Raw genomic sequence first — 20,175 nt, 5'->3', positions numbered from 1 at the left:
CTGCCGTTGCACCACGTGTGTCGCGCGCCGTGCGACGACGTTTTTCACCAGAATGGGCCGAACCCGAAGCCGAAGGTAAACGGCGCCGGCGAAGCGTAAGGATACGGCCGATAGTAGTAGGGCCGTCCGTAATAATAGGAGCCGTACGGCCGATAATAGGAATAGGGCTGATAGTACGGCCGGTAATAGGGCCGGTAGCCGTGGTGATGATGGTGACGATGATAATGGCGATGATGGCGCTGCGCGCTGAAGTCAGTCGCCTTGCCCGCTTGCCGCCCTTGTGCCGCAGCCTGCGGCTTGGCTGATGCCGCGGCGGTCGCCGATGCCGGCGCCGTCAACGCGAATGCACAAGCGACAGCGGCGACAACGATCCATCTCATCATGATCAACTCCTGCAGATTTCGATTGATATCATCTCACGCGCGCGAATCTGCCGGTTTGATGGCTGAGAACGACGACAGGCCCGCTGCTCACGGGCCTGTGTCTCAACCGCGCTGATACGCCGCGCGATCAGCGGCGCCAGTGGCGGCGATGGCCCCAGCCACGGTGATGTCCGCGACCCCAGCCGCGATGCCAGCCACGACCATGGCCCCAGCGCACCTGCGTGGTGGTCTGGTTCGCGTTGTCCTGAACCGTTGCGGCGGTGCCTGGCGTGGCGAGCGACATCGCGTTCGCGCGCTCGGCCGGCGCCGCCAAAACCAGCCCGGCACCGACGGCCGCAAGCCCCAGAACCTTCATCACCTGCATGAGTTATCTCCTTGATCCCTTGAGGTCACGTCTTGCAACGACGATTGGTTTTCGAATCGACCCCGTTGCCGCGACGCAGATCGCGAACTGGATGCGGATGACGTGAGTGGGGAAATGAATATCTGCGCCACAATCATGAATGCCGGTGGCGCGCGCAGGTTCCGACGGGCCGCACGATTTTTCGCGCAGATGCGCAAAACCCGGCATGGACTATGGTCGTATCTCGCGTGCTCTCTGTTGCAGGAGATTGCCGTGACACACACAGGCACACGCAGCCGCGTGCTTCGAACTGCCGTTGCGACGCTCACTGGTTCCATGCTCGCCGATGTCGCGCTCGCCTCGCAAGGACCGGGCGGCGGCATGGGAACGGCGAGCCATCTCACGCAAATGCTGATGGCGCTCGCGGTCTATGGAACGATGGGAGCGATCGCAGCCGTCGCGCTGATCAGTGCGACACGCCAACGTATGCGCAGCTAGCCCGGGCGCCAGAAGCAGTTCATGCGCGGCGTGATCACGGTGCCGCTCGGCCGGTGCTCCTGCACATAGGTCGCGGTGCAATCGCGCACGGCGTTCGGGCCGGGATTGTAGCGCGGGATCACATCCGGTTCCCAATGATCGGGCCGCGACCGGTAGATCGGCACGCGCCTCAGGTGGCGGCGCTCGACGACCCGCTCGCGGACGACCGGTGCCTCGCCGATGCGCGCTTCGGCCGCCGCGCTCTGCGCGCGCGCCTCTCCGGCCGGAAGCAAGAGCCCGACTGATGCCGCCAACAGCGCTGCCGCCACGATCCTCTTCATCACGCCACCCGAGCCCCAATTATTGGCCGCACGGTCTCCCATTGCGCCGCCAAGGTCAACTGCGCTGGCGCCGCTGGAGGCACTCGCGCTAAAGGAGTGTCATGTGGACCACAGCAAAAGCCCCCTCGCTCGCCGAGATGGAGGCCATGGCGCACGAGGTTTTCGCGCGCCTGCCGGAGACGTTCCGGGCCCTCTGCGAGGGCCTGATCATCCGTGTCGACGATTTCCCGACCGACGAGGTGCTCGACGAGATGCAAGCCGAGAGCGAGTTCGACCTGCTCGGCTTGTTTCACGGCATCGGGCTGCCGCAGCAGAGCTATGGCGACGTGGCCCGGCTCCCCAACCTGGTCTGGCTCTACCGCCGGCCGATCCTGGACTACTGGGCGGAGCACGACGAGACCCTCGGCCACATCGTCCGCCACGTGCTGATCCATGAGATCGGGCACCATTTCGGCCTCTCGGACGCCGATATGGAGGCGATTGAGGCCGATGCGGGCTAAAGCGTTTTCGAGCGCAAGCCTGTCCCGGACTTGACCGGGATGGACCCCGGTTCGCGTGAAGAAAACGCGTCAAAACGAGAATCTGGAGCCCGTTCCGCTTCCATCGGAACGGAATGGGCTCCAGCTTTGCAGAAATGGCCCTTTTACCGCTGTTACATTCGCGATAGATATCCGGCCCGTATCCCCATTTTTTGCCCGGGAAGAGCACCGATGGACAAGTTCACCACGCTGGAAGGCGTCGCGGCACCGCTGAAGATCATCAATGTCGACACCGACATGATCATTCCGAAGCAGTACCTGAAGACCATCAAGCGCACCGGCCTTGGCAAGGGGCTCTTCTCCGAGCAGCGCTACAAGGATGACGGCAGCGAGAACCCGGATTTCGTCCTCAACCAGTCGGCCTATCGCAACGCGAAGGTGCTGGTCGCCGGCGACAATTTCGGCTGCGGTTCGAGCCGCGAGCACGCGCCCTGGGCGCTGCTCGACTTCGGCATCCGCTGCGTGATCTCGACCTCGTTCGGCGACATCTTCTACAACAACTGCTTCAAGAACGGCATCCTGCCGATCCGCGTGTCGCAGGAGGACCTCGACAAGCTGTTCGACGATGCCGAGCGCGGTGCCAATGCGACGCTGACCATCGACCTCCCCAACCAGGAGATCCGCGGTCCCGACGGCGGCAAGGTGAAGTTCGAGATCGACCCGTTCCGCAAGCACTGCCTGATCAACGGCCTCGACGACATCGGCCTGACGATGGAGAAGAAGAAGTCGATCGACACCTATGAGGCCAAGCTCAAGGAACGTGCCTGGGCCTGAGGCCCGGCGTATCATCGCGCCCCGGTGCCCTCAGGCCGCCGGGGTTTTTCTTTGCGAACTTGTCCCGTCCCAAACCTGCTGATAGCTGACGCGCATGCTGCCTGACATCGTCACCTTCTGGCATGGCTCCATGGACGCGCTGCGCCAGACCTGCCTGCGCTCGCAGGTGGCGACAGGCCACAAGGTCACCGTCTACAGCTTCGACCCGATCCCCGGCCTGCCCGAGGGCGTCGGCAATGCCGAGGCCGAGGCCGTGCTGCCGCACGCGTTCTCGGAGAAGCTGCGTCCTGCCGAGCGCGACGGTTCGTGGCGCGACTGGACCATCCTGCAATTCAGCGACTTCTTCCGGATGCGGCTGATGGCGCAGCGCGCAGGCGTCTGGCTCGATGCCGACGTGCTGCTCCTGAAACCTGTCGAGATCGATCCGGCAAAACCCTATTTTGCCTGGGAGCGGCCGCAGCAGCTCGGCAACTCCGTGCTGTATCTGCCGCCACACGATCCAATCGTGCGCGCATTCGAAGCCTTGATGCGGCAGGACGAGCTGACGCCGGACTGGCTGGCACTGCGTCACCGCCTGACCTTTGCGATGCGCAAGCTGCGCGGCAAATCCAATCGCCTCTCCGACATCCGCATCGCGATCTACGGGCCGGCTGCGCTGACCGCGCTCGCGCGCCGCGAAGGCGAATTGCAATACGCGCTGCCGAAGCGTGCGTTCTATGCGGTGCACGCCGAGCCAAGGCTGTTCTTCGAGCCGTCGGATTTCTCGCATTACCTGAACGATCCTGGGATCATCGGCTTGCACATCTCGCCAAAGGGACGCGGCAAGGAGGCGCCGATCCCCGGCAGCCTCTATGCCTGGGCAGCGGAGCGTTTTCGGTAAGCCCGAGCCAAATTGATCTGTCACAAGGTCGAGCCTGGCAGATGGCCTCATATTGGGCTGCCACTCTGTATTGGAGGCGTCCCATGACCACCGAAGCTCGGACGTACCCTGTCGTCGAGTATCTGATCGATGTGTTCGGCAGCTGGCTGAAGCATCGGCGGGAGCTTGGCGAACTGCGCGAACTAGACGATGCAAGTTTCAGCCAGATCGCAGCCGATTTGCGGATCAGCACCGGCGACCTCACCGAGTTGGTGCGCCGGGGGGCGCACAGCGCCGACGAACTGCCGAAGCTGCTCGAGGCACTCGGGATCGATCAGCAGAAGCTGGCACGTACCGAGCCCTTGGTGCTGCGCGACATGGAGCGGGTCTGCAGCCTGTGCGGCCACAAGCGGCAATGCGACCATGATCTCGCCGCCGGCACGTCCAGCGGGCGCTATCATCAATACTGCCTGAATGCCGCGACGATCGATGCATTGGGTGAGGCTGCCGGTACCCGCAAGTCAACGTCATGAGGTGCGTCGATGCTGAATCAGCACGCCGTCTGGCGTCGTGCATTGCTGATCGTCGTGATCGTGATGGCTGCGCTCTTCTTGCTGCGCCAGCATCAGGCCAATGGCGCGGGACTGCCTTCAGAGAGCATTGCCGCCGGACATCGGCTGGCTGAAGCGTGGTGCATGGAATGCCATGTTATTGGCGAGATCGCCACAGGCGCGAAGAAAGTGCCGCCGGACTTCGTCGCCGTCGCCAACCGGCCCTCGACCACCACGCTCTGGCTGAAGGTATTCTTGAAGACCAGCCATCCGACGATGCCCAACATCATCGTCGGCCCAAGCGAGGCCGATGATCTCGCGAACTACATCATGAGCCTGAAGCGCGACTAGCGCGCTTCGCATTCTGCGGGCGCGGCCGGTGGCCGTCAATGTCTCATCGCGGCGATTGCGTCGGCGATTGCGATGGTGCGCTTCGCCATCTCGGCGTGCAGGCGCTCCACCATACGGCCGTCGAGCTGGATCGCGCCGCGCGAGGCGTTCTCCGGCTGTGCGAAGGCGGCGATGATCTTGCGCGCCTCGGCGACCTCGGCCTCCGGCGGCGTGAAGATCGCGTTGCAGGCGTCGATGTGGCTCGGATGGATCAGCGTCTTGCCGTCGAAGCCGAGATCGCGGCCCTGCGCGCATTCCTCCGCGAAGCCGTCGACATTGCTGATGTCGCCGTAGGGCCCGTCGAGAATCTCGAGTCCATGCGCGCGCGTCGCCAGGATGCAATGCGTGATCATCGGGATCATCGCCGCGCGGCCCGGCTTCATGCGGATCCGGGTTTCACGCGCAATGTCATTCGGGCCGAACACGAATCCGGCGAGCCGGATTTTGGAATCCTTCGAGGCCGCAGCAAGCTTGTCGGCGTCGAGCACCGCGCGCGCGGTCTCGATCATCGCCCAGACCCGGATCGAGGCAGGAGCGTTGATGTCGCTGAGGCGATCGGCGACGGCGTTGAGATCGTCGACCGTGGAAATCTTCGGAACCAGGATCCCGTCCGGCTGCGCCTTGCCAGCCATGCCGATGTCGTCGACCCACCAGGGCGTATCGAGCGCGTTGATGCGGATCAGGACCTCGCGCTTGCCAAAACCCTTGGCGGCAACCGCCTTGGCGATCTGCTCGCGGGCCACCGCCTTGGCATCGGCGGCAACGGAATCCTCGAGATCGAGGATAATGCCGTCCGCCGGCAGCGTGCGGGCCTTCTCCAGCGCCCGTGCATTCGATCCCGGCATGAACAACAGGCTGCGGCGCGGACGGGTCATCGGCATTCTCCTCGGGGCCTGGGCTCCGCCGCTGTCCATTGTTTGGGCATTGGGCAGGAACCATCCTTCAACGCTGCCGTATCATCTCAGGCGGCACGCCGAAAGTCTTGTTCCCGTCATTGGCATGTGGTTAGCCAGAGGCCATGAAATTCTTTCCGAAGCAGTTGATCGACGGCTACCGGACCTTCGCGACCCAGCGGTTGCCGACTGAACAGTCGCGCTACCGAGATCTGTCGGAACGCGGCCAGTTTCCCGAAACCATGGTGATCGGCTGCTGCGATTCCCGCGTCTCGCCCGAGGTGATCTTCGACGCAGGCCCGGGTGAGCTGTTCGTGGTGCGGAACATCGCCAACCTGGTTCCGGTCTATCAGCCCGACAGCAACGCCCACGGCGTGTCGGCCGCGCTGGAATACGCCGTGACCGTGCTGAAGGTGAAAAACATCGTGGTGCTGGGCCATGCCCAGTGCGGCGGCATCCGCGCCTTCGTCGACAAGATCAAGCCGCTGACGCCCGGCGACTTCATCGGCAAATGGATGCAGATGTTCATCAAGCCGGGCGAGGTGGTCGAGCAGCGCGACCATGAGAGCATGCAGGACTTCGTCACCCGCATCGAGAAGGCGGCGGTGTTCCGCTCGCTGGAGAACCTGATGACCTTCCCGTTCGTCCGCGAACGCGTGGAGAGCGGCGAGACGCAACTGCACGGCGCCTATTTCGGCGTCGCCGAGGGCTCGCTGTTCGTGCTCGACCGGGCTGCGAAGGAATTCATCAGCGTCACTGACGCCCTGAAGGCCGGCGAGTAGCGCCCTTCAGTTACTCCTCGTCGTGGGCGTTGCCCCAGCGATCGGACAGCGCGAGCAGCAGCGCCGAGATCACGAACACCAGGTGCACGGCGACGAGCCAGGTCATCCGCGTCGCGTCGAACGCGGCATCGATGTTCAGGAACGCTTCCAGCACATGGATCGCCGAGATCGCGACGATCGATGCCAGCAGCTTCTGCTTCAGCCCGGCAAAATCAATCTTGGTGATCCAGATCGGCCAGTTCGGGTTGCCCGACGTGTCGATGCGCGAGACGAAGTTCTCGTAGCCCGAGAACACCACGATGAGAATGAGATTTGCGACCAGCGTGACGTCGATCAGCGCCAGCGCGTCGAGGATGACTTCAGTCGACTTGTAGCCGGCCGCATGCAGGACGAACTCCCACAGCATGCGGGCGAATTTCAGCAGCAGCACGGCAAGCGCGACGACCAGGCCGACATAGAACGGCGCCATCAGCCAGCGGCTGTTGAACAGCACGTATTCGAAGCCGCGCATGATGCGCGGCGTCGCCGGACTTGCTGGGGTGGGGACCGATTGTTCCGACATGGCTCAGCCCCCCCGTTTTGGTCTGTCTTAAGCCGCTTTTTGCTTGGCGGTGATCAGCTTGCGGTTGATCAGGACTTCGGCGATCTGCACGGCGTTCAGCGCCGCGCCCTTGCGCAGATTGTCCGACACGCACCAGAACGCCAGGCCGTTCTCCACCGTCGCGTCCTCGCGGATGCGGCTGATATAGGTCGCGTCCTCGCCGGCGGCCTCGTAGGGCGTGACGTAACCGCCCGGCTCGTGCTTGTCGATCACAAGGCAGCCCGGCGCATTGCGAAGGATGTTGCGCGCCTCGTCGGCGGTGATCGGATTGGCGAACTCGACATTGACGGCTTCGGAGTGACCGACGAAGACAGGCACGCGCACGCAGGTCGCGGTCAGCTTGATCTTGGGATCAAGGATCTTCTTGGTCTCCGCCATCATCTTCCACTCTTCCTTGGTGAAGCCGTCTTCCATGAAGACGTCGATCTGCGGAATGACGTTGAAGGCGATGCGCTTCGGAAACTTCTTATTGATCAGCTCGTCATTGGTGTAGACGGCCTTGGTCTGCGAGAACAATTCGTCCATCGCATCCTTGCCGGCGCCCGAGACCGATTGATAGGTCGAGACCACGACGCGGGTGATCGTCGCCTTGTCGTGCAGCGGCTTCAGCGCGACGACGAGCTGCGCGGTCGAGCAGTTCGGGTTGGCGATGATGTTCTTCTTGGTGAAGCCGGCGGCGGCATCCGCGTTCACCTCCGGCACGATCAGCGGCACGTCGGGATCCATGCGCCAGGCTGACGAATTGTCGATCACGACCGCGCCGGCGGCGCCGATCTTGGGCGACCATTCCTTGGAGACCGAGCCACCGGCCGACATCAGGCAGATGTCGATGTCGGAGAAATCATAGTGCTCGAGCGCCTTCACCTTCAGGGTGCGGTCGCCATAGGACACTTCGATGCCGACACTGCGGCGCGAGGCCAGCACGACGACCTCGTCGGCGGGGAATTTGCGCTCATCGAGAATGTTGAGCATTTCGCGCCCGACATTGCCGGTCGCACCGACCACCGCGACTTTGTAACCCATCGTTCACTCTCCGACGAAATATGCCCGTTCCCCCGCAATGCGCGGAAAGGGAAGAGGCAGCGCTTCTATGCGAGAAACCCCGTCAAGACAACGTTGCGTAGCGTTTGAGCGTTTTGATGCGTTTATTTCGGGCCGATCCGGCCGCACCCCATCATACGAGAAATCCGTCAGCGCTGACGAGCTTCGTCGACGAGGTGCACGCCACGCTCTCCGGGCTGTTCGCCTATGCCGCCGTGCTCGCGCTGTTCGTCGTCCTCGGCGTCTATTTATGGAGGCAACTGCCGGACGCAACGGCGATGCGGGCCCCCGCTGCCGCGGGCTGGAGCCTAGCCGGCCGCCAAGCGCCGGCCTTCGTCATTAGCAAGCTAGATCAGCGAGACAAAACAGAGACTTACGAAGTCTTCCGGCATCCCGAGGGCGGCCGCAAGGACATCTTCCGCTGGGCCGATGCCAATGGCGCGCTGGCTGCAGAGCTCGAGATCTACCGCCCCGGCGGCGAGGCCGCGGGGCCTGCGGTCGCCGAGATCGCCGGGCGGCTCGACCCAGGTGGCGTTCGTGAGCTCGAGGCCGCCGGTATCGTTGACAGCAAGTTCGGCAGCGTCACCTTGCTGCGCCCGGCGCGGCAGGACGGCAGCCGGACCTGCCTCGGCTTCCTCAAGCAGGCCGACGCACCCGATCTCAGAATTTCCGGCTGGACCTGCCAGGGCGCGAGCCTACCGGCCCAGCGCGCCGCGATCGTTTGCATGCTGAACCGCCTGACCCTGCTGGCCGCCGGCAATGACCCGAGGCTCGCCGCGCTGTTCGCGCATGCCGAGCTCAAGCGCACCGACTGCGTTACCTCCGGCCCGCCCGCTCTGTCGGCGGATTGGGTGATGGGCAGCGAGAACCCGCTGCTGCGCGGCGCGCTTTGATGGCGAGACCGTGGCAAGGCACTGGTTTTCATGAAACTTTTGCGCTTGGACACGCATTATCTCGCCCGGTGTGGCGCAATTGACCTAGTGACGGCCTCCCCACCATGGCTACAATGTGTTCCGAGTGATTTTGGCGGACGCGCCAGCCCCGACGGGGCCGTAATGACGAGGATGCGATGTCTTTGAAATTCCCTGCCGCGAACAAGCTCGTGGTGTTGCTTGCCGCGGCTGCCGTCACCGCAACCGCATTCGGCATGACCGCGGCCAGCGCGCAGAGCCAGACCCCGAGCAAGCGCAAGCAGCAGGAGCAGTATGACCGCGACGGCCGCCGCTATTACGGCGCGCAGGGTCCGAACCGGGTCTATCAGCAAGGTCCGCGTACCCGCGTTTACGTCACCACGCGCTCGTGGCTGGATGCCGGCACCGAAGTGCTGCCGGGCGACCGCAAGTTCAACGACTATGCCTATCCGCCTGATGTCGGCTATCCCTCGTTCGGACGCGAGAACAACAACCGCCCGATCGACCGCCAGCCGCTCAGCCCGCCGTCCGACCTCGGCGGCTATCCGCGGACCTTCCCGCTGTACTGAGACATCAAGCTGCGCGTCGTCCCGGCGAAAGCCGGGACCCATAACCACCGCTGGTGGTTATGATGCTCGTCTGGCAGTCATTTTCAAATCGAGAAGCCGCGGAGTATGGGTCCCGGCTTTCGCCGGGACGACATCGAATTTGTGGCTAAAGCGTAACCTTTACGCATGCAGCTTCTGCAATTCCTTCAGGATCGCTTCGCCCATCTGGCTCGTGCTGGCAGGCGTGGTGCCTTCCGACTTGATGTCGGCGGTGCGCAGGCCGCTGGCGAGCACCGCCGCGATCGCGGCGTCGACCTTGTCGGCGAGATCGCCCATGTCGAAGGAATAGCGCAGCGCCATGCCGAACGACGAGATCATCGCGATCGGGTTGGCGAGACCCTTGCCCGCGATGTCGGGCGCCGAGCCGTGCACCGGCTCGAACAGCGAGCGCCGCTTCTTGGTCTTGGAATCGACTTCGCCGAGCGAGGCCGACGGCAGCATGCCGAGCGAGCCGGTCAGCATCGCCGCGATGTCGGACAGCATGTCGCCGAACAGATTGTCGGTGACGATGACGTCGAACTGCTTCGGCGCCTTGACCAGGTTCATACCGCCGGAATCGGCAAGCTGGTGCTCCAGCGTGACGTCCTTGTATTCGCGCGCGTGAACCTGGGTCATGACCTCGTTCCAGAGCACGCCCGACTTCATGACGTTGCGCTTCTCCATCGACGTCACCTTGTTGCGGCGCTTGCGCGCCAGGTCGAAGGCGACGCGGCCGATGCGCTCGATCTCGTAGGTGTCGTAGACCTGGGTGTCGACCGCGCGCTTCTGGCCATTGCCGAGATCGGTGATGGTCTTCGGCTCGCCGAAATAGACGCCGCCGGTGAGCTCGCGGACGATCATGATGTCGAGCCCCTCGACAACGTCGCGCTTCAGGCTCGAAGCCTCCGCCAGCGCCGGATAGCACACTGCCGGGCGCAGGTTGGCGAACAGGCCGAGATCCTTGCGCAGCCGCAGCAGGCCGGCCTCGGGCCGCACCTCATAGGGCACGCTGTCCCACTTCGGACCGCCGACCGCGCCGAAGATCACGGCATCGGCCGCGGTCGCCTTGGCCATGTCGGCTTCCGAGATCGACACCTTGTGGGCGTCGTAGGCGGAGCCGCCGACCAGGCCCTGCTCGGTCTCGAATTTGGCAATGCCCTGCGCATTGAGCCAGTCGATCACGCGCTGCACCTCGGCCATCACTTCGGGGCCGATGCCGTCGCCGGGGAGAAGCAGCAGTTTATGGGTCGCCATGGTCGTTACCTCGAGATAGCTGATTGTTGTCATTGCCGGACTTGCCCCGGCAATCCATCCCGCTTCGAAAAGCTCTGAAGATGGATGGATGCGCGGGTCGGGCCCGGGCATGACGAGCGAGAAAATCCGGGGAGTGCTAAAACGCCCCGGGCGGATTGGCAAGGTGCCCCTCGCAGGGCCAAAATGGCCGGGAAAGAGCCCGCCGCGCCCCAAGAAACCAAGAAGAAGCCAACAAGACGGACCTCATGACCGCAGCCATCGTCTACGCCTTCGCCTCGGCGATTTTCCTCGGCGCCGGGGTGGTGCTGGCGCAGCTCGGCCTGCGCACCGTCGAGCCGCTGTCGGGCGCCGCGATCAGCGTGCCCTCCTTCACCCTGCTGTTCTTGTTGCTGTCGCCGCTGATCCTGCATGGCGAGCCGGTGGTCTGGCGCGCGCTGCCGATCTTCATGGCGATCGGGCTGTTCTTCCCGGCTTCGCTGACGCTATTGACCTTTGCCTCGAACCGGGCGCTCGGGCCGGTCATCACCTCGACGCTGGGCAATCTGGCGCCGCTGTTTGCGGTCACCGCCGCCGTGGTGCTGCTGCATGAGCCGCTGCAGCCGCAGCAACTCATTGGCCTCGTGGTCGCGGTCGCGGGCGCCGCCGTCATCACCGTGACCCGGCCGCGCGACCTCGGCCATTGGCGAAGCTGGGCCTTGCTGCTGCCGCTGACGAGCGCGCTGGTGCGCGGCATCGTGCCGCCGATCGCCAAGCTCGGGCTTGCGATCTGGCCGAGCCCGCTATGGGCCTGCCTGGTCGGCTATGTCATGTCCTCGCTAGTAGTGCTGGTCGTGCAACGGATCCGCAAGGGCAGCTTCATGGTGCAGGCGCCGCGCGAGGGGCGGTTCTGGTTCGCACTGACCGGGATCAGCAACGGGCTCAGCGCGCTCAGCCTGTTCGCCGCGGTCCGCAACGGCCCGATCACGCTGGTGGCGCCGCTCGCTGCGATCTACCCGCTGGTGACTGTGGCGCTGAGCGCTGTCATGCTCAAGCATGTCGAGATATCAGCGCGGATCGTCGCCGGAACCCTGCTGACCGTGATCGGCGTCGCGCTGGTCCTGATCGCCTGATTGCCCGATACGCAAGACAGTATTGCCGCCCGCGGTGCTGGGCAGGACCGTCGCGGCCTGCCACAATGCCGGCATTGCCGGAGTGAATTGTGAGAGCCCCCGCCCCATCCTATCCGCATCCCGCGCGGTTGATCCTGATTTTATCGCTCGCACCGACGGTCGGTCTCGGCATCGGCCGTTTCGCCTATTCGCTGGTGCTGCCTGACATGCGCGACTCGCTGGCCTGGTCGTATTCGGCCGCCGGCTTCATGAACACGATCAATGCCGCCGGCTATCTGGTCGGCGCGCTGCTTGCATCGCGGCTGATCCAGCGCTTCGGGCTTGCGACGTCGGTGCGCTGGTCGACGCTGGCCTGCGTGCTGTCGCTGGCGCTTTGCGCCCTCTCGGGCAATTTCGTGGTGCTGAGCTTTGCCCGCCTCCTGGTCGGCTTCGCCGCCGCGATCGGCTTCGTCGGCGGCGGCGCGCTTGCGGCAACCATTGCGCAGTCGCGGCCGGAACGCGCCAACTTCCTGCTCAGCCTGTTCTATGCCGGGCCTGGCATCGGCATCCTGGCGTCCGGCCTGATCGCGCCCTTCGTGTTGCAGGGTTTTGGCGCCGGCTCATGGTGGATCGTGTGGTGGGCGATGACCTTGCTCTCGGTGATCATGACGGTGCGGCTGCTGCTCGCGCCATTCCACGCTGGAGCTGCTGCAGTCGGCATCGTACGGACCAAATTCGCCGTCACGCCGGTCCTGATCTACCTCGCCGCCTACTTCCTGTTCGGTGCCGGCTACATCGCCTACATGACCTTCATGATCGCCTATGTCCGCGACGGCGGCGGCGGCGCGGTGGCGCAGAGCGCGTTCTGGAGCCTGATCGGCGTCAGCGCATTCGTCACGCCCTGGGTGTGGCGGCGGGTGCTGGCGCTCGACCGCGGCGGGCTCGCTACCACCATCATCCTCGGCGTCAACGCGCTCGGCGCGGCTCTGCCGATCTTCGGCCATTCGCCGCTGCTGCTTGCGATCTCGGCGCTGGTGTTCGGCGTCGCGTTCTTTGCCGTGGTCGGCTCGACGACCGCCTTCGTGCGCTACAACTACCCGCCGGAAGCCTGGCCGACGGCGATCGCGGCGATGACCATCGCCTTCGGCATCGGCCAGACGCTCGGGCCGATCGTGGTCGGCGCCATCACGGATGCGGTCGACAGCCTGTCATTTGCGCTGAATGTCTCGGCCGCGATGCTCGCGCTCGGCGCAGTGCTGTCGGCGTTTCAGAGGAAGGTTGGGCCGTAGCCCTCCGTCGTCCTAGGCCGGGACGACAGCAGACTAGCTTCCGCTGAACGAATTATACCCCTGGTCTTCCCAGTAGCCACCCTTGTAGTCGTTGGTGACTTCCATCGAGAGCACGTATTTCGGGTTCTTGAAGCCGAGTTTGGTCGGCACCCGGATCTTCATCGGGAAGCCGTAGGCGCGCGGCAGGATCTGGTCGGCGAACTTGAACGTCATCTGGGTCTGCGGATGCAGCGCCGAGCGCATGTCCAAAGGTGAATTGTAGCCGTCCTTGTCGGCGCACTGGAACCAGACATAGTTGGCGCGCGTGTCCGCACCGACGAGCTTGAGGAAATCGCGCAAGGGCGTGCCGGTCCAGCTGCCGATCGCGCTCCAGCCCTCGACGCAGATATGGCGGGTCACCTGCTTGACCTGCGGCAGCTTGTACAATTCGTCGAGCGTCCACGACTTCTTGTTGTCGACCAGCCCGCGCACCTCGAGCTTCCAGTCCGCGCCCGCGATCTCGGGCGCATCGTCGAGATCGTAATAGGCATTGAACGGGAACGGCTTGGTGATCATGCTCTCGGGGAAGGTCGGCGCCAGCGCATCCGGATTGAACATCCAGGCCTGCACCGCGTCGTTGAACTTCGAGACCTTCTTCAGCAACTCTTCCGCCGACGACGAATCGACCACGTCGCAGCCGGTCAGCAGCGTCAGCGCGCCGAGGCTGGTGCCGGCCGTGATGAAGCGGCGGCGCGTCAGCTCCGGCATCGTCTTCACCGCATCGCGCAGCAGCAGCTTCTTGTCGACACCGGGGATCAGGAGCTTTCTGAGACGACCCATCGTACCCTCCCTCAACGCCCAATGAGCATCGCGCGCAGGCTCTTCGGCACCAGCAGCGCGAGCGCGACATGGATCACCAGGAAGACGACGATCAGCGCCATGCAGGTGAAGTGAACATAACGCGCGAAGTCGTAGCCGCCGAACAGCGCCACCAGCCAGTGCAGCTGCACCGGCTTCCACATCGACAGGCCGGACAGCACGATGACGACGCCGACGGTGATGATGCCGGCATAGAGCAACTTCTGCACCGAATTGTATTTGCTGAGATCGTCATGCGACAGCTTGAAGGTCAGCGCCGCCTTGGTGTCGGCAATCACGCCGCCGGGGGTGATCGGCAGCAGCTTCTTGCGGAAGCGGCCGGTCGCAAAACCCAGCGCCAGATAGGTCAGGCCGTTGACCATCAACAGCCACATCGCGGCAAAGTGCCAGAGCAGCGCGCCGCCGAGCCAGCCGCCGAGCGTGATGCTCCGGGAGAAGGTGAAGCCGAACAGCGGCGAGGCGTTGTAGATCTGCCAGCCGGACATGATCATCAGGATCATCGCGAAGGCGTTGGTCCAGTGCACGATCCGCACCCAGACCGGCTGGATCACCTTTGCGGGTGCCGCGGTCTCTGCCTGGTGGTCGTTGACGGCAAGGCTCGTCATGGAAGTATCTCTGCTCATGGTCGTTACCGGTTTATACGCCCGGAACCGGCGTTCCGTTACGGGGTCTCGCGTTATCAGTTTGATATACGCCACCTCGGATGGTCACAAAAATGCGAGCCGGGGCGAGGCTCCGGCTCGCTGTTTCGGAAGGCGTTCAGGGACTAAATCGGGCCGCCGGGTGTTACGACGCCGGCATCAGCACGGTGTCGACCACATGGATGACGCCGTTCGACTGGTTGACGTTGGAGATCGTCACCATCGAGGTGCCGCCCTTGGCATCGACGATCCAGACCTTGCCGTCCTGCCGCTTCACGGTCAGCTCCTCGCCCTCGGCGGTCTTCAGCATCTTGCCGTTGGTGAGGTCGGAGGCCTCGAGCTTGCCGGGCACCACATGGTAGGTGAGGATCTTGGTCAGCGTCGCCTTGTTCTCGGGCTTCACGAGACTGTCGACGGTTCCGGCCGGCAGCTTGCCGAACGCGGCGTTGGTCGGCGCGAACACCGTGAACGGGCCCTTGCCTTCCAGCGTGCCGACCAGGCCTGCGGCCTTCACCGCGGCGACGAGGGTGGTGTGGTCCTTCGAATTGACGGCGTTCTGGATGATGTTCTTGGACGGGAACATCGCGGCGCCGCCGACCATCACGGTCTTTTCCTCGGCGCGGACCGGCGCGATGACGGTGGCAGTGATCGCGAGCGCGCTGAAGGCGGCGGCAGCGAGATAGGCAATACGCTTCGACATGATTTCGTCTCCCGATGGGTAATCTGGCCGGCGCGTCTCCGCCGGCGATGAAGGGGCAACAACGGCGCGGGTTGGTTGATGAAAGCGCCGTCGTTGAGCAGAGCTACGCGAGGTTTTCCGGGCGGTTTCCGGAAATAATTCTTTGTGATTCCTGAAACCGGCTGCGCCGCGCTTCGTACACGCGCGCATCGCACGACCTGCGCGCCATTCCATTCAGCGGAATGGACGGGTGCGCTGCCGCGAGCAATTTGCTTGCCGCCCTTGTTCGATTGGTTCAGCCTGAGATTGCGGCGCAGCTTCGCCGCCGGCGGTCGTGGGGATGCCAATCATGAGCAGCATTACGGCGGATGGGCGCGCCGCGCCTATGGTGAACGATGCCGGCAGCGACGTCGGCCCGCTCGAACAGAAACATCTGCAATTCGCCAACTACCGCGCTGTCGCGGGCAGCGCCGAGCTCACCAAGACGCACTGGCACATCGCCACCGCCAACGCGCTCGGCTGGGGCTTCGACGGCATGGACGGCGTGATCTTCGCGCTGATCTCGCCGATGGTGATCAAGGAGTTTGCGCTAAGCCTGCCGGAATATCGCTCCGGCATGCAGATCGCGCTGTTCGTCGGCATCGCCGGGCTCTACTTCTGGCCGTGGCTCGCCGACCGCTACGGCCGCCGCACGCTGCTCGCGGTCAATATCGCACTGTTCTCGCTGTTGATGCCGGTGGCGGCGCTGTCGCCGACCTTCGCGGTGTTCGTGATCGCGCGCTCGCTGCTGTTCTTCGCGCTCAACGGCGAATGGTCGCTCGGCTCGATGCTGGTGGCGGAGACCTGGCCGGCGCGCTTGCGCGGCCGCGTCATCAGCATCACGCGCTCGGCCTGGTGCCTGGGCGCGACGCTCGCCGGTGCGATCACCGGCCTCGTCGCCGCCAATTTCGGCTGGCGCATCGCCGTCATGGTGCCCGGCGTGATCGCGCTGCTCGCGATCTATATCCGTTCCACCTGTCCGGAATCGCCTTATTGGGTGCGTTCGCAGGACCGCAAGCGGCGCATCTCGGAGACGCTGGCGCGCGGCGGCACGGTCAGCGACGACGACCGCAACTGGTTCACCAAGGCCAAGTCGGTCGGCATCAGCCAGGTGTTCATGCCCGACGTGCTGCCTTCGACATTGGTCGCGCTGTTCGTCGCCTGCGCCTCGACCTGCATCTACGGCACGGTCGGCGCCTGGATGCCGCTGTATCTGTCGACCGAGAAGCACTGGTCGACCGCCGAATACAGCCTGTTCTACGTGTTCTACGGCCTGTGCGGCTTCCTTGGCCTGTGCGTCGTCGGCTGGCTGATCGACAAGATCGGGCGCCGCCGCACCTTCATTATCACCCTGATCGAGGGCGCGATCTTCATGACGCTCTGGGTCTATTCTGAAGACCGCGTCCTGCTGTGGACGTTCGGGCTTCTCTGGTGTCTCGGTTTCCTCGGCTTCTGGGGCCCGAGCACGACACTGACCGCGGAAATCTTCCCGACGCGAATCCGGGGCGCCGCCAACGGCGTGGTCTGGGCGATCGCGTATTTCGTCGGCTTCGTGCTGTTCCCCTTCGTCTCGATCGCGCTCCAGCAGCACACCGGCTCGTTCGCGCTGGCGTTCCTCTGCATCCCCGTGCTGATGATCGCGATGGCGATCGGGGTGTTCCTGTTCGTGCCGGAGCATACCGGCAAGGAGCTGAACGAGATCAGCGAGTGAGGTCGATCGGATGAAGCGCAGCGAAACCCGGAAACAGCCTCTCCCCGGAAAGACCGTCCCCGGATTACGCTTCGCTCCATCCGGGCTACGCTGCTCCACCTCCCCTTGAAAAGGGGAGGTCGCTTTGCTCGCCAGAGCAAAGCGGGTGGGGATCTGCTCTCTCCGCTTGCAGCATCGCCTGCGGCTGGACCCCCATCCCAACCTTCCCCCTTTCAGGGGGAAGGAGAAGACCGAGTACGCCTAATCCCTGTTCGCCGGCGTCTGGATGAAGCCGCGGTTGTGGGTCGGGCTGATCAGGATCTCGTTCATGCAGACCCGCGCCGGCATGCTGGCGACGAAGGCGATGGTACGGCCGCAATCCTCGGGCTGCAGCATCTTGGCCTGCTCGGCCTCGCTCGGCACCACCGGCCGCTGCTTCAGGATCGGGGTCGCGACCTCGCCCGGCGACAGGCAGCAGGCGCGCAGGCCGTTGATGCATTCGTCCATGTTGAAGGAATGGGTCAGCGCCAGCACCGCGTGCTTGGTCGTGGTGTAGGCCGGGCCCGGCATCTTCGAGACGTGGCGGCCGGCCCAGGAGGCGACGTTGATGATGCAGCCGTCCTGCTGCTTGCGCATGGTCGGCAGCACCGCGCGCATACAGTAGAGCACGCCGTTGAGGTTGACCTCGACCAGCTTGTCCCAGCCTTCCAGTTCCATGTCGGCCCAGCTGCGCTTCGGCACGTTGATGCCGGCGCTGTTGACCAGAAGGTCGATACGGCCGTGCCTGGCGACGATCGCCTCGGCCGCCTTGTTGACGTCGGCCTTGTTGCTGACGTCGAGCGGGATCGCCTCGGCCTTGCCGCCCTTTTTCGTGATGTTGGCCACCACGCGGTCGAGTTCTTCCTTGCGGCGGCCGGAAACCACCACCGTCCAGCCGTCCGCAGCCAGGAATTCCGCCCCGGATTCACCGATTCCCGTTCCACCGCCGGTGACCCAGGCCACGCGTTTCCCATTATTTGTCATGCAAACTGTCTCCGTTGCTTTCCGAAGGGCGTTTTTGCTAATCCAGCCAGACCTTTCCGGCTCTTTTTCGCCCTTCGGGGGATGTTGCATGAACACGACCACCAACGCCAACCTGTTTTCCCGCCTGTTCGACGGCCTCGACGATCCCAATCGGCTCGCGATCGAGCAGCTCGACGGCAGCCGCATCTCCTATGGCGATCTGATCGCGCGCGCCGGCCAGATGGCGAATGTGCTGGTTGAGCGCGGCGTCAAGCTGGGCGACCGCGTCGCCGCGCAGACCGAGAAGTCGGTCTCGGCGCTGGTGCTTTATCTTGCGACCGTGCGCGCCGGCGGCGTCTATCTGCCGCTCAACACCGCCTATACGCTGAACGAGCTCGAATACTTCATCTCAGACGCCGAGCCGGCGCTGGTGGTCTGCGATCCCTCCAAGCTCGAAGGCATCAAGGCGATCGCCGCCAAGGTGGGTGCGAAGGTCGAAACGCTCGATTCCAGCGGCAAGGGTTCGCTGACCGAAGCCGCCGACAAGGCGCCGAAGGAATTCGCCACCGTGCCGCGGGCAAACAACGATCTCGCCGCGATCCTCTACACCTCGGGCACCACCGGCCGGTCCAAGGGCGCGATGCTCTCGCACGACAATCTGGCGTCGAACTCGTATTCGCTGGTCGACTACTGGCGCTTCACCGACAAGGACGTGCTGATCCACGCACTGCCGATCTATCACACCCACGGCCTGTTCGTGGCGAGCAACGTGACGCTGTTCGCGCGCGCCTCGATGATCTTCCTGCCGAAGTTCGATCCGGACGCGATCCTCAAGCTGATGGCCCGCGCCACCGTGATGATGGGCGTGCCGACCTTCTACACCCGCCTGTTGCAGAACCCCGGCCTGAACAAGGACGCGACAAAACACATGCGGCTGTTCATCTCGGGCTCCGCGCCGCTGCTCGCCGACACCCACCGCGAATGGTCGGCCCGCACCGGACACGCCGTGCTCGAGCGCTACGGCATGACCGAAACCAACATGAACACCTCGAACCCCTATGACGGCGATCGCGTGCCCGGCGCAGTCGGCTTCGCGCTGCCCGGCGTGACGGTGCGAGTCACCGATCCCGAAACCGGCAAGGAGCTCGCGCGCGAGACCATCGGCATGATCGAGGTCAAGGGCCCGAACGTGTTCCAGGGCTACTGGCGCATGCCGGAGAAGACCAAGTCCGAATTCCGCGGCGACGGCTTCTTCATCACCGGCGATCTCGGCAAGATCGACGACAAGGGCTACGTCCACATCCTCGGCCGCGGCAAGGATCTCGTGATCTCCGGAGGCTTCAACGTCTATCCGAAGGAGATCGAGAGCGAGATCGACGCCATGCCCGGCGTGATCGAATCGGCCGTGATCGGCGTGCCGCATGCCGATTTCGGCGAGGGCGTCACCGCCGTGCTGGTCTGCAGCAAGGGCGCCGATGTCAGCGAGGCCTCGGTGCTGAAGGCGCTCGACGGGCGGCTCGCCAAATTCAAGATGCCCAAGCGAGTGTTCGTCGTCGACGAATTGCCGCGCAATGCGATGGGCAAGGTGCAGAAGAACATTCTGCGGGATTCGTATAAGGATATTTATTCGAAGGCTTGAGGAATGCGGAATTTCGCGAGGGAACGATGAACCGCGAGTATGCCGAGAGGATTTGTCTGCAAGTCTTCGATGCTTTGGACGCAATGTACAAGGCTGAAATGGCCATTGCAGGGCTCGGCAAGCAGGAACAGATCCGATTCCATGATTCGGTTCAGGAGATCATTGCGGACCTCGAGGACAAGCTTCTCGTTCCGATTTGCGAACAATATCCGGACTTGCTGCCACCCACGGAGGAACGGAGTCCACGCATACTTTGCAGCGAATTGACATGGAGCGAGGTGACGCTTCCGCCGTCGGTAACCGAAGGTCAGCTCGACGAGGTCATTATGTCGCTTTTGAAGCCGCGGTGGCGGAAGCTCCTGCGGTTCGTGACCGAGGCAGAAGAACGCTACAAGGAGCTTGGCTGGACTATCAGTTACGAAGCGACCGCGGCTCGATTGAAGGTGCTCGCCGACATGGATCGTATCGAGGGGATCGGCGACATGCGGTACTGGGGCAACAGCGAGGTCCGGTTGAAAGACTGA

25 protein-coding genes are annotated in these 20,175 nt (G+C 64.0%); 14 read left to right on the top strand and 11 right to left on the bottom strand.

Translation table 11 applies throughout. From position 1 onward, the window contains the following. Window positions 1-44 precede the first annotated feature (44 nt). Window positions 45-383, bottom strand: coding sequence for a hypothetical protein (locus AC628_RS19300; RefSeq protein WP_143201688.1), 339 nt, complete (start codon window positions 381-383; stop codon window positions 45-47). A gap of 127 nt (window positions 384-510) precedes the next feature. Then, window positions 511-747, bottom strand: a complete 237-nt coding sequence (locus tag AC628_RS19295; protein ID WP_074128340.1) for a hypothetical protein — start codon at window positions 745-747, stop codon at window positions 511-513. A gap of 114 nt (window positions 748-861) precedes the next feature. Here AC628_RS19295 and AC628_RS42990 point away from each other — a divergent pair, with 114 nt between their 5' ends. Continuing rightward, window positions 862-1,224, top strand: coding sequence for a hypothetical protein (locus AC628_RS42990; protein ID WP_143201687.1), 363 nt, complete (start codon window positions 862-864; stop codon window positions 1,222-1,224). Here AC628_RS42990 and AC628_RS19290 read toward each other — a convergent pair. Further along, window positions 1,221-1,544 (bottom strand): hypothetical protein, encoded by a 324-nt coding sequence (locus AC628_RS19290; protein ID WP_074128339.1) that lies wholly within the window; start codon window positions 1,542-1,544, stop codon window positions 1,221-1,223. The two genes, AC628_RS42990 and AC628_RS19290, sit on opposite strands and share 4 nt — an antisense overlap. Before the next feature lie 101 nt (window positions 1,545-1,645). Between AC628_RS19290 and AC628_RS19285 the strand changes: the two genes are divergently transcribed. The 5 genes from AC628_RS19285 to AC628_RS19265 all read left to right on the top strand — a co-directional run bounded on the left by AC628_RS19285 (window position 1,646) and on the right by AC628_RS19265 (window position 4,618). Then, window positions 1,646-2,044, top strand: coding sequence for a metallopeptidase family protein (locus AC628_RS19285; RefSeq protein ID WP_074128337.1), 399 nt, complete (start codon window positions 1,646-1,648; stop codon window positions 2,042-2,044). A 210-nt stretch (window positions 2,045-2,254) separates the two neighbouring features. Beyond that, a complete protein-coding gene (gene leuD / locus AC628_RS19280; RefSeq protein WP_074128336.1) occupies window positions 2,255-2,857 on the top strand; it encodes a 3-isopropylmalate dehydratase small subunit in 603 nt (200 codons plus the stop codon). Between the two features lie 94 nt (window positions 2,858-2,951). Beyond that, complete coding sequence (locus AC628_RS19275; protein ID WP_074128335.1) at window positions 2,952-3,737, top strand: glycosyltransferase family 32 protein; 786 nt, start codon at window positions 2,952-2,954, stop codon at window positions 3,735-3,737. A gap of 83 nt (window positions 3,738-3,820) precedes the next feature. Continuing rightward, window positions 3,821-4,249: a hypothetical protein gene (locus tag AC628_RS19270; protein ID WP_074128334.1), complete on the top strand. Its 429-nt coding sequence runs from the start codon at window positions 3,821-3,823 to the stop codon at window positions 4,247-4,249. Window positions 4,250-4,291: 42 nt separating this feature from the next. Then, the gene (locus tag AC628_RS19265; RefSeq protein WP_502689752.1) at window positions 4,292-4,618 is read left to right on the top strand and encodes a c-type cytochrome; all 327 of its coding nucleotides are present in this window, start codon (window positions 4,292-4,294) and stop codon (window positions 4,616-4,618) included. A gap of 35 nt (window positions 4,619-4,653) precedes the next feature. On the opposite strand, the gene AC628_RS19260 is transcribed toward AC628_RS19265, so the two are convergent. Next, window positions 4,654-5,532 (bottom strand): HpcH/HpaI aldolase/citrate lyase family protein, encoded by an 879-nt coding sequence (locus tag AC628_RS19260; RefSeq protein WP_143201686.1) that lies wholly within the window; start codon window positions 5,530-5,532, stop codon window positions 4,654-4,656. Between the two features lie 143 nt (window positions 5,533-5,675). On the opposite strand from AC628_RS19260, the gene AC628_RS19255 reads away from it, so the two are divergent. Further along, window positions 5,676-6,332, top strand: coding sequence for a carbonic anhydrase (locus tag AC628_RS19255; RefSeq protein ID WP_050424963.1), 657 nt, complete (start codon window positions 5,676-5,678; stop codon window positions 6,330-6,332). A 10-nt stretch (window positions 6,333-6,342) separates the two neighbouring features. Here the strand turns inward: AC628_RS19255 and AC628_RS19250 are convergent, their stop codons facing one another. Further along, window positions 6,343-6,894, bottom strand: a complete 552-nt coding sequence (locus tag AC628_RS19250) for a TIGR00645 family protein (RefSeq protein ID WP_074128331.1) — start codon at window positions 6,892-6,894, stop codon at window positions 6,343-6,345. A 27-nt stretch (window positions 6,895-6,921) separates the two neighbouring features. Further along, on the bottom strand, window positions 6,922-7,956 hold the full coding sequence (locus AC628_RS19245; RefSeq protein WP_050424961.1) for an aspartate-semialdehyde dehydrogenase: 1,035 nt from the start codon (window positions 7,954-7,956) through the stop codon (window positions 6,922-6,924). 116 nt (window positions 7,957-8,072) lie between these two features. On the opposite strand from AC628_RS19245, the gene AC628_RS19240 reads away from it, so the two are divergent. Both AC628_RS19240 and AC628_RS19235 read left to right on the top strand, forming a co-directional pair. Next, entirely contained in the window at window positions 8,073-8,867 is a 795-nt protein-coding gene (locus AC628_RS19240; RefSeq protein WP_074128330.1) for a hypothetical protein, read from the top strand. Between the two features lie 176 nt (window positions 8,868-9,043). Further along, window positions 9,044-9,454 carry a hypothetical protein gene (locus tag AC628_RS19235; RefSeq protein ID WP_074128329.1) on the top strand — a complete coding sequence of 137 codons (411 nt, stop codon included), beginning with the start codon at window positions 9,044-9,046 and terminating at the stop codon, window positions 9,452-9,454. A gap of 159 nt (window positions 9,455-9,613) precedes the next feature. Here AC628_RS19235 and leuB read toward each other — a convergent pair whose 3' ends face one another. Continuing rightward, complete coding sequence (gene leuB / locus AC628_RS19230; RefSeq protein ID WP_074128363.1) at window positions 9,614-10,726, bottom strand: 3-isopropylmalate dehydrogenase; 1,113 nt, start codon at window positions 10,724-10,726, stop codon at window positions 9,614-9,616. Window positions 10,727-10,971: 245 nt separating this feature from the next. On the opposite strand from leuB, the gene AC628_RS19225 reads away from it, so the two are divergent. Together AC628_RS19225 and AC628_RS19220 are read left to right on the top strand one after the other, a co-directional pair. Further along, window positions 10,972-11,835, top strand: coding sequence for an EamA family transporter (locus tag AC628_RS19225; protein WP_074128328.1), 864 nt, complete (start codon window positions 10,972-10,974; stop codon window positions 11,833-11,835). An 89-nt stretch (window positions 11,836-11,924) separates the two neighbouring features. After that, window positions 11,925-13,103: a YbfB/YjiJ family MFS transporter gene (locus AC628_RS19220; protein WP_074128327.1), complete on the top strand. Its 1,179-nt coding sequence runs from the start codon at window positions 11,925-11,927 to the stop codon at window positions 13,101-13,103. 33 nt (window positions 13,104-13,136) lie between these two features. Here AC628_RS19220 and AC628_RS19215 read toward each other — a convergent pair whose 3' ends face one another. The 3 genes from AC628_RS19215 to AC628_RS19205 all read right to left on the bottom strand — a co-directional run bounded on the left by AC628_RS19215 (window position 13,137) and on the right by AC628_RS19205 (window position 15,302). Then, window positions 13,137-13,922: a molybdopterin-binding protein gene (locus AC628_RS19215; RefSeq protein WP_074128326.1), complete on the bottom strand. Its 786-nt coding sequence runs from the start codon at window positions 13,920-13,922 to the stop codon at window positions 13,137-13,139. 11 nt (window positions 13,923-13,933) lie between these two features. Next, window positions 13,934-14,566, bottom strand: a complete 633-nt coding sequence (locus AC628_RS19210; protein WP_074128325.1) for a cytochrome b/b6 domain-containing protein — start codon at window positions 14,564-14,566, stop codon at window positions 13,934-13,936. A 181-nt stretch (window positions 14,567-14,747) separates the two neighbouring features. Next, entirely contained in the window at window positions 14,748-15,302 is a 555-nt protein-coding gene (locus AC628_RS19205) for a fasciclin domain-containing protein (RefSeq protein WP_074128324.1), read from the bottom strand. Between the two features lie 328 nt (window positions 15,303-15,630). Between AC628_RS19205 and AC628_RS19200 the strand changes: the two genes are divergently transcribed. Then, window positions 15,631-17,031: an MFS transporter gene (locus AC628_RS19200; protein ID WP_074128362.1), complete on the top strand. Its 1,401-nt coding sequence runs from the start codon at window positions 15,631-15,633 to the stop codon at window positions 17,029-17,031. Window positions 17,032-17,271: 240 nt separating this feature from the next. Here the strand turns inward: AC628_RS19200 and AC628_RS19195 are convergent, their stop codons facing one another. Beyond that, a complete protein-coding gene (locus tag AC628_RS19195; protein ID WP_074128323.1) occupies window positions 17,272-18,033 on the bottom strand; it encodes an SDR family oxidoreductase in 762 nt (253 codons plus the stop codon). 88 nt (window positions 18,034-18,121) lie between these two features. Here AC628_RS19195 and AC628_RS19190 point away from each other — a divergent pair, with 88 nt between their 5' ends. Both AC628_RS19190 and AC628_RS19185 read left to right on the top strand, forming a co-directional pair. Beyond that, a complete protein-coding gene (locus AC628_RS19190) occupies window positions 18,122-19,651 on the top strand; it encodes a malonate--CoA ligase (protein ID WP_074128322.1) in 1,530 nt (509 codons plus the stop codon). Between the two features lie 26 nt (window positions 19,652-19,677). Then, window positions 19,678-20,175: a hypothetical protein gene (locus AC628_RS19185; RefSeq protein ID WP_074128321.1), complete on the top strand. Its 498-nt coding sequence runs from the start codon at window positions 19,678-19,680 to the stop codon at window positions 20,173-20,175.

The sequence above is a fragment of the Bradyrhizobium sp. NAS96.2 genome (assembly GCF_001908235.1).
GTDB lineage: Bacteria > Pseudomonadota > Alphaproteobacteria > Rhizobiales > Xanthobacteraceae > Bradyrhizobium.
This window is presented reverse-complemented; position numbering and strand designations above follow the sequence as displayed.